The 7596-nt window shown below is 70.6% G+C and carries 9 protein-coding genes and 1 other RNA gene; 3 read left to right on the forward strand and 7 right to left on the reverse strand.

Annotation, left to right across the window (positions count from 1 at the left end):
- Positions 1-127 precede the first annotated feature (127 nt).
- Complete coding sequence (locus ACXJKL_RS09565) at positions 128-763, reverse strand: hypothetical protein (RefSeq protein WP_457206829.1); 636 nt, start codon at positions 761-763, stop codon at positions 128-130.
- Positions 764-940: 177 nt separating this feature from the next.
- Positions 941-1564 (reverse strand): TetR/AcrR family transcriptional regulator, encoded by a 624-nt coding sequence (locus tag ACXJKL_RS09570; RefSeq protein WP_457206830.1) that lies wholly within the window; start codon positions 1562-1564, stop codon positions 941-943.
- Positions 1565-1754: 190 nt separating this feature from the next.
- Between ACXJKL_RS09570 and ACXJKL_RS09575 the strand changes: the two genes are divergently transcribed.
- Positions 1755-2372 (forward strand): DUF4386 domain-containing protein, encoded by a 618-nt coding sequence (locus ACXJKL_RS09575; RefSeq protein ID WP_457206831.1) that lies wholly within the window; start codon positions 1755-1757, stop codon positions 2370-2372.
- A 56-nt stretch (positions 2373-2428) separates the two neighbouring features.
- On the opposite strand, the gene rnpB is transcribed toward ACXJKL_RS09575, so the two are convergent.
- The 5 genes from rnpB to map form a co-directional block, all read right to left on the reverse strand.
- Positions 2429-2789: RNase P RNA component class A (gene rnpB / locus ACXJKL_RS09580), an RNA gene on the reverse strand.
- Between the two features lie 34 nt (positions 2790-2823).
- Positions 2824-3663 (reverse strand): transglutaminase family protein, encoded by an 840-nt coding sequence (locus ACXJKL_RS09585; protein WP_457206832.1) that lies wholly within the window; start codon positions 3661-3663, stop codon positions 2824-2826.
- Positions 3663-4592 carry an alpha-E domain-containing protein gene (locus ACXJKL_RS09590; RefSeq protein ID WP_457206833.1) on the reverse strand — a complete coding sequence of 310 codons (930 nt, stop codon included), beginning with the start codon at positions 4590-4592 and terminating at the stop codon, positions 3663-3665. The genes ACXJKL_RS09585 and ACXJKL_RS09590 overlap by 1 nt, the downstream gene beginning before the upstream one ends.
- A complete protein-coding gene (locus ACXJKL_RS09595) occupies positions 4586-6172 on the reverse strand; it encodes a circularly permuted type 2 ATP-grasp protein (protein WP_457206834.1) in 1587 nt (528 codons plus the stop codon). Before ACXJKL_RS09595 ends, ACXJKL_RS09590 begins: the two co-directional genes overlap by 7 nt.
- Positions 6173-6228: 56 nt before the next feature.
- The gene (gene map, locus ACXJKL_RS09600; protein ID WP_457206835.1) at positions 6229-7077 is read right to left on the reverse strand and encodes a type I methionyl aminopeptidase; all 849 of its coding nucleotides are present in this window, start codon (positions 7075-7077) and stop codon (positions 6229-6231) included.
- 25 nt (positions 7078-7102) lie between these two features.
- On the opposite strand from map, the gene ACXJKL_RS09605 reads away from it, so the two are divergent.
- Both ACXJKL_RS09605 and ACXJKL_RS09610 read left to right on the forward strand, forming a co-directional pair.
- The gene (locus ACXJKL_RS09605; RefSeq protein ID WP_457206836.1) at positions 7103-7327 is read left to right on the forward strand and encodes a hypothetical protein; all 225 of its coding nucleotides are present in this window, start codon (positions 7103-7105) and stop codon (positions 7325-7327) included.
- A 68-nt stretch (positions 7328-7395) separates the two neighbouring features.
- A partial coding sequence (locus ACXJKL_RS09610) for a hypothetical protein (RefSeq protein WP_457206837.1) occupies positions 7396-7596 on the forward strand: 201 nt, incomplete at its 3' end.

Here is a 7596-nt window from a genome sequence, read left to right on the forward strand (position 1 = left end):
GCAAACGACCGTGCGGGCGTGCGGCCAGCGATGGCTCCATCGCCAGGTGCTCGCGGCGAACACCGCCTCGACGTGCGCCCCTGACCTCCGCCTTCCTCGACGTCTTCGACGGGGCGACGCCGACCGATCAGCCCGGCTGAGAGGACGTTGTCTGCTCCGGGGTTGTGAGGGGAGTGCCGGTCGGCGACTCCAGTGACGGCGTCGGCGACTCGGTGGGGGAGGGACTGGTCGTGTCGTTCGGAGTGGTGCCTTCGCTGGGCGTGGCGGTCTCCGAGGGCGACTCCGTCGGTGTGTCGGAGGGAGAAGGCTCGGGTTGCGGCGTCGAAGCTGGCTGTCTCACCCCCGGGATGGTGGTCTGCGTGTCCTCGTCGCTACCACCCGTGTACGACGACACTGCCTTGCCCGTCGTCAGCTCGACGGCGGTGATGACGACCATGACCCCGACGAACAGGATGATCGCTCCGACGGCGATCCGCTTCCACGGCAGACCGCGCCGGGCCGCCGGAGCCGGCTCGGGCGGTCCTGGCGGGGCCTGGTCGCGGGCGGCCGGACCTGCCTTCAAGCCGGACTTCGCGCGCTCGCGGCCCCCCTTGATCCCGCGGCTGTACGCGTGGGTCGCAACGCTGGCAACCACGCTTCCGATCGCCGCTCCGACGATCGTGCCCGCCACGCCAAGCGTCGACAGAAGCAATGCGGCGGACATCGCGGCGCCGGCCGCTGCGGCGACCTGCCCCCAGTTCAGCCGGTTGTCGTCCTCGTCCACGACGTGAGTATGGCAAGGACGTCAGCCGCAGGACATGGGCATGCGGCCAAACACCCGGCTTGGCCGCGCGCACGTGGCCGAGGCGATTGGCCGGTTCAACGCGGGACACCGAGACGCGCAGGACGTCCCGCCGCCTGACGGGCACCTGGACCCTGCCTGCCGTGGTGGGTCATCCATCTATCGCAGCGTGGCGACACCGTCGAGCACGAGCGTGAGCCCGGAGTCGAATTCCTGGCCGTAGTCGTAGCCGGGCTGGAGGACGTGCTCGACGGTCAGCTCGAAGAGGTAGGGGAAGGCCGCGGCGGGGAACGCTTCCATGATGGCCGAGGTCATGGTCGCCAGCTCCGACTCGTCGTGGAAGGGCAGGTTGGCTTCCTGCAGCACGAATCCGTGCACGTAGCTGTCGAGCGTTGAGATCGCGTGAGCGGCAGCGAGGATCGAGAATCCTCCTTCGCGAAACGATCTGATCCCCGATTCCAGCAGTCCCAGGGTGGCAGGCCCCGGGGTGTTCCTCGAAGCCATCAAGCTGACGGCCCAGGGGTGGCGGAGCAGGACCGCACGGGTTCGGTGAGCCCGTTGGCTGATCGCCTCGCGCCACTCGGTCGACCGGTCGGGAAGCTCGATCTCGGCGGCGACGACGTCGACCAGCCCGTCGAGGATCTGATCCTTGCCGTTGACATGGTGGTACAGAGAAGCGGCTTCAACGCCCAGCTCGCGCCCGAGCCGGCGCATGGTCACGGCTTCGATCCCCTCGCCGTCCGCCACCGCCAGAGCGACTGCCAGCGCGCGCTCCCGGTTCACGGGCGCCCTGCTCGCATCTTCGGCCGATCTACGTCCCACGCCTGTCCTCACCGCTCGCGCACCTAGACAATCTAACACTGTTAGGCGTATGTTTCGATTCTAATCTAACACCGTTAGGGAACTCGGTCCTGACGCCGACGGAAGGCGAGCCATGACCACCCTGAGCATCCCAAGAGCCACCCGATCCACCATGCACACCCCGAACAGGAGGACGACCGCCATTGCGGTGGGCGTTCTCTTCATCCTCCAGATGATGACTGCCATGTTCGGGACGAGCCTGATCCAGACGTTCGTCGACGGCGACCCCGACCGAGGCTCGTTGACCCTCGGCGTCGTCCTGATGATGTGTTCCGGGCTCGCGGTCGTCGGCATCGGCCTCCTGATGTATCCAGTCCTGAGAGACGTCAACCCCAGCCTCGCAGTCTGGTATCCGGGACTGAGGATCACCGAGTGCCTCGTCTCGGCCACCTGCGGGATCTACCTCCTGACCCAGTCGCTCGTCGTCCCGAACCACCTGCTGTGGGTCTACGTGCCCACCGGCATCGGCGGCATCATCCTGACGTACCTCCTCCTGATCGGGCGGTTGGTTCCCCGGGCCATCGCGATGCTCGGTCTGATCGGATACATCTCGCTCACCATCGGCGTACCGCTCRACCTCCTCGGGGTCCTCGACATGAGCGCGGGCGCCGGCCTGCTTCTCCTGGTCCCCGGCGGGCTGTTCGAACTGGTGTTCCTCCCGGCCTGGCTCATCGGCAAGGGATTCCGTGCGACGCACGCATCAGCCTTGCCCAGCTCGCAGACCGCCTGAGCCTGCCTCCCGGCGGCGGACGAAGACAGTCCGGGCCCGTCGTCTCGGGCTTGTGGCGAATGGGCTGGCCTGTAGGCCGGGTTCTGTCCGCCGTGAGGCGGGGCGACCATCCATCTAGGGGAGCCGTTGCCGACCCCCTCGAGCGATCTACCCGTGTGCTCGGGCGGGCCGCCCTCGGTCACACACTGCTCGATCTTGCTCCGGGTGGGGTTTACCTAGCCGCTCCGGTCGCCCGGAGCGCTGGTGGTCTCTTGCACCACCGTTTCACCCTTGCCGCTCCCCGTGGGGAGAGGCGGTCTGTTCTCTGTGGCACTGTCCCGCGGGTTGCCCCGGATGGCTGTTGGCCATCACCCTGCCCTGTGGAGCCCGGACCTTCCTCGGTCCCCGTGAGGGGAACGCGGTCGCCCGGCCAGCCCATTCGCTGGCCCGAGCATGACAGAGGGGAGCGGGCTCAGGCCAGCCGGGTGACGGCGACCTCGACGAAGACCGACGACGTGCCGGCGCCGTGGAAGATCCCGTGCAGCGGACGGACGTCGAGGTAGTCGCGGCCGGTGGCCACCACGACCCAGCGGTCGCCGGGCTCGAGGTCGTTGGTGGGGTCGAAGCCCTGCCAGCCGTCGTCCCACCACTCGACCCACGCGTGCGACTCGCCCTGCACGGTCTCGCCGACCTCGGCGTCCGCCCGGGGGTGGAGGTAGCCCGAGACGTAGCGGGCCGGGATGCCGATGCTGCGCAGCGCCCCGATGACGAGGTGCGCCATGTCCTGGCACACCCCCGAGCGCTGACCCCAGGCCTCGGCCGCCGGCGTGGCGACGTCGGTGGTGCCCGGGACGTAGGCCACCTGCTGGTGGACGTGGTCGCACACGCGGCGGGCCGCCTCGCCGGGCGTGGCGCTGGAGTCCGCGATCTCCCGGGCGGTGCGGGCGACGTCCTCGGGAGGGGCGACGAGGGGCGGCAGCTCGAGGTACTCCGTCCACCGGTCGGTCAGCTCGGGGTCGGCGATCTCCTCCCAGGACAGGACCGGGCCCGGCGAGGGGGTCCGCTCCGTGTGCACCGTCGACGTCGCGGTGATCGTCATCGAGCCGTGCGGGTCGAGGACCTCGAACGAGGTCACCTCGTTGCCGAAGTAGTCGCGGTAGGACGCTGTCCACGGGGTGGGGCTCACGACCAGCCGGTTGTGCACCACGATCTGCCCGGGGGCGGTGAGCGGCGTCATCCGTGCCTGGTTGTACGACGCCAACGCCTTGCCGTCGTACTCGAAGCCGGTCGTGTGGATGATCCGGAGCTGCATCAGACCCGCCCTCCCTGCCAGTTGGTGCCCTCGGACCCGGCGAAGAACCGCCGGGTCACGGCCTCGGTGGCCAGCGCGCACGTGCGCTGGAGCTTCTCCATCTCACCCGGCAGGTCGGCCACGACGTCGCTCAGGGAGCGGTACTCCAGGTCGGCGCGGGTCCGGCCGATGAGCCGCATCGCGTCGTTCTGCACCCCGGCACGGCCGCCGGCGTCGAGGTGGTCGAGGCACTGCTCGGCACGGTTGAGGGAGAAGACCACCGACCGGGGGAAGAGCCGGTCGAGCAGCAGGAACTCCGCGGCCCCGCGCTCGGTCTCGGCGCCCTTGTAGGTGCGCAGGAAGGCCTCGTAGCCGCCGCACGCCCGCAGCGTGTTGGTCCACGGCGAGCCGATGCCACCGGCGTACGCCGCCGTGGCGACGAGGCGCGAGGTCATGTCGGCCCGCTCGAGGCAGCGGCCCAGCATCAGGAACTGCCATCCCTCGTCGCGGGTCATCGTCGCGTCGGCGGCGCCGTTGATGAGGGCGGCCCGATCCCGCACCCAACGGAAGCCGGACGCCGGTCCGGCGGCGCGGAACTGGCCGGTGACCACGCTGCGGTGGGTGGTGTTGAGGGCCTCCCACATGGCCACCGACAGGGTCTCGCGGGCGCGGCGGGCGCTCTCCCGGGCGGCGGCGAGCACCGCGGCCACCGAGGCGGGGGCGCTGCTGTCGTAGGCGAGCTGTTCGAGCACCAGCCGGGTGTCGACGCGGGCGTCGGGGTCGAACTCGACGCCCATGATGGCGAGCAGGTTGCGGCAGGTGGTCTCCTCCGAGCCGGAGGTGTCCTCGAGCAGCAGCTGGGTCTGGACGTCGAGGATCCGGGCGGTGTCCTCGGCGCGCTCCACGTAGCGGCCGATCCAGAACATCGACTCCGCGATGCGGCTCAGCATGCGGCCACCCCGCGCGCCTGCTGCTGCTGTTCCTGCTGCTCCTGCTGGGCGCGGGTCCCGGTGAGGTCGGTGATCGCCGGACCGCTGCTCGGGGGCTCGGCCGGCGTGGCCTCGACCACGACCTCCTCGCGGACCGGGGCGACGGTCGGGCCGGCCAGCACCCAGGTGTCCTTGGAGCCGCCACCGCGTGAGGAGTTGACGATGAGCTCGCCCTCGGGGAGCGCGACGCGGGTCAGGCCGCCGGGCAGCACCCACACCTTCGACCCGTCGTTGACGGCGAAGGGACGCAGGTCCACGTGCCGCGGGCCGAGCCTGCCGTCGACGAAGGTCGGGACCGTGGAGAGCTGGACGACCGGCTGGGCGATCCAGTTGCGGGGCTCGGCCATCACCTTGCCGCGCAGCTCGTCGAGCTCGGCGCGGGACGCGGCGGGGCCGATGACGATGCCCTTGCCGCCGGAGCCGTCGACCGGCTTGACGACGAGCTCGTCGAGGCGGTCCATCACCTCCTCGCGGGCGTCCGTGTCGCCGAGGCGCCACGTGTCGACGTTGCGCAGCACCGGCTCCTCGTCGAGGTAGTAGCGGATCAGCTCGGGGACGTAGGTGTAGACGAGCTTGTCGTCGGCCACCCCGTTGCCCACCGCGTTGGCCAGCACGACCTGGCCCGAGCGGGCCGCGTCGATCAGACCGGGACAGCCGAGCAGGGAGTCGCCGCGGAAGTGCACCGGGTCGAGGAACTCGTCGTCGACGCGGCGGTAGATCACGTGAACGGGCTCCGGGCCGCGGGTGGTGCGCATCATCACGCGCCCGCGGCGGCACTCGAGGTCGCGGCCCTCGACCAGCTCGACGCCCATGGTGCGGGCCAGCAGCGCGTGCTCGAAGTACGCGCCGTTGAAGACGCCGGGCGTCAGCACCACGACGGTCGGATCGGCCACGCCGGCGGGAGCCGCGGCCCGCAGGGCGGCCAGCAGCCGCTGCGGGTAGCCGGCGACCGGACGGATCCGGTGGTGCGCGAAGGTCTCCGGGAGCGCGGCGGCGATGGCGCGGCGGTTGGTCATCACGTAGGAGACACCCGACGGCACGCGGACGTTGTCCTCCAGGACGCGGAACTCGCCGTCGTTGTCGCGGATCAGGTCGATGCCGCTGACGTGGACGCGGACCCCGTTGGGCGGGCGCACGCTCGCGGCCGCGCGGTGGAAGTGCGACGAGGTGGCGATGACCCGGCGGGGGATGACCCGGTCGGTGAACACCTGCCCCGCGTCGTACACGTCGGCGAGGAACGCCTCGAGCGCGCGCACCCGCTGCTGGACGCCGCGCTCGATGGTCGACCACGAGTCCTGCTCGATCACCCGCGGCAGGATGTCGAGCGGGACCGCCCGCTCCTCGCCGCCGATGTCGAAGGTCACGCCCTGGTCGAGGTAGCTGGCCTGCAGCGCCTCCACCCGGGTCGCGAGCTCGGCCATCGTCATCGTGTCGAGCGTCGAGCGGAACTGGTCGTACGCCGGGCGCATGGCRCTGGCGTCGAACATCTCGTCGTACGCCGGCCCGGTCCCGCCCGTGTAGCCGTGGAACATCGAGTCCATGGCGCCACACCTTAGGGGTACGCGTGTGACGGCCGTGTGAACTACGGCTGCGTGGACTACGGGACGGTCAGGACCTCGGCGCCGGACGGCGTGACCAGCAGGGTGTGCTCGAACTGGGCGCTGCGGCGGCGGTCGCGGGTCACGGCCGTCCAGCCGTCGTCCCACATCTCCCACTCGTGGGTGCCCAGGTTGAGCATCGGCTCGATGGTGAACGTCATGCCGACCCGGATCTCGTCGTCGTAGCGCGGGTCGTCGTAGTGCGGCACGACCAGCCCGCTGTGGAAGGACGTGCCGATCCCGTGACCGGTGAACTCGCGGACGACCCCGTAGCCGAAGCGCTTGGCGTAGGCCTCGATGACCCGGCCGATCACGTTGATGCGACGCCCCGGCTTCACCGCCCGGATGGCCCGGTCCAGGGCCTCACGGGTGTGCTCGACGAGCATCCGGGACTCCTCGTCGACGTCACCGGCGAGGAAGGTGGCGTTGGTGTCGCCGTGCACGCCGTCGAGGAACGCGGTGATGTCGATGTTGACGATGTCGCCGTCCTCGACCACCCGCGCGTCGGGGATGCCGTGGCAGACGACCTCGTTGACGCTCGAGCACAGCGACTTGGGGAAGCCGCGGTAGCCGAGGGTGGACGGGTAGGCGCCGTGGTCGCAGAGGAACTCGTGGCCGATCCGGTCGAGCTCGTCGGTGGTGACGCCCGGGACGACGTGCTCACCCACCAGGTCGCGGGCCCGCGCCGCCAACCGRCAGGCGACCCGCATCCGCTCGATCGTCCCCGCGTCCTTCACCTCGTTGCCCTCGAACGGCGCGGGCGCCGGCCGGTCGACGTACTCGGGGCGGGGGATCGAGGCGGGCACGGCACGACGCGGCGAGATCGCCGCAGGAGCTAGGGATGGCACGAGGGCGAGTGTAGTTTCTCGTCCCATGAGCGACTCGGAGTACTGGTACTGCCTGAAGCACAAGACGGTCGAGGGCCACGACGGCTGCAAGAACGCGGACCGGCTCGGCCCCTACGCCTCCGCCGCGGAGGCCGGCCGCGCGCTCGAGAAGGTCGAGGAGCGCAACGAGGAGTGGGACAACGACCCGAAGTGGAACGAGGACGGTCCCGCCTCGGGTGACGGCCTCGCCGACGGCACCCCCGACAACTGAGTGAGCGAGCGCTGACCGGGCCCGCGCCCGTCCGCCGCGAGGTCGCCTCCCCGTGGGCCTTCGGCGGGATGATCGGGCTGGCGGCGGTCTTCTTCCTGATCGCCACGACACCCACGGTGGTCGGCGCCCCGTGGTGGGTGACGGCGCTGCTGCTGGTGGCCTGGACGGTCGCGCTGGTGCAGGCGTGCCGCTGGTTCGTACGCCGACCGCGCGCGGTCGTCGTGCTGCCCGTGCTGCTCGCGGTGACGTGGTTCGTCGTCGTGCTGGCG

Source organism: Nocardioides sp. P5_C9_2 (assembly GCF_054049555.1).

Excerpts from the sequence above, each read along its gene's own strand:
- ACXJKL_RS09585 (WP_457206832.1), bottom strand. The coding sequence starts at position 3,663 with ATGCAGCTCCGGATCATCCACACGACCGGCTTCGAGTACGACGGCAAG.
- ACXJKL_RS09590 (WP_457206833.1), bottom strand. The coding sequence starts at position 4,592 with ATGCTGAGCCGCATCGCGGAGTCGATGTTCTGGATCGGCCGCTACGTG.
- ACXJKL_RS09605 (WP_457206836.1), top strand. The coding sequence starts at position 7,103 with ATGAGCGACTCGGAGTACTGGTACTGCCTGAAGCACAAGACGGTCGAG.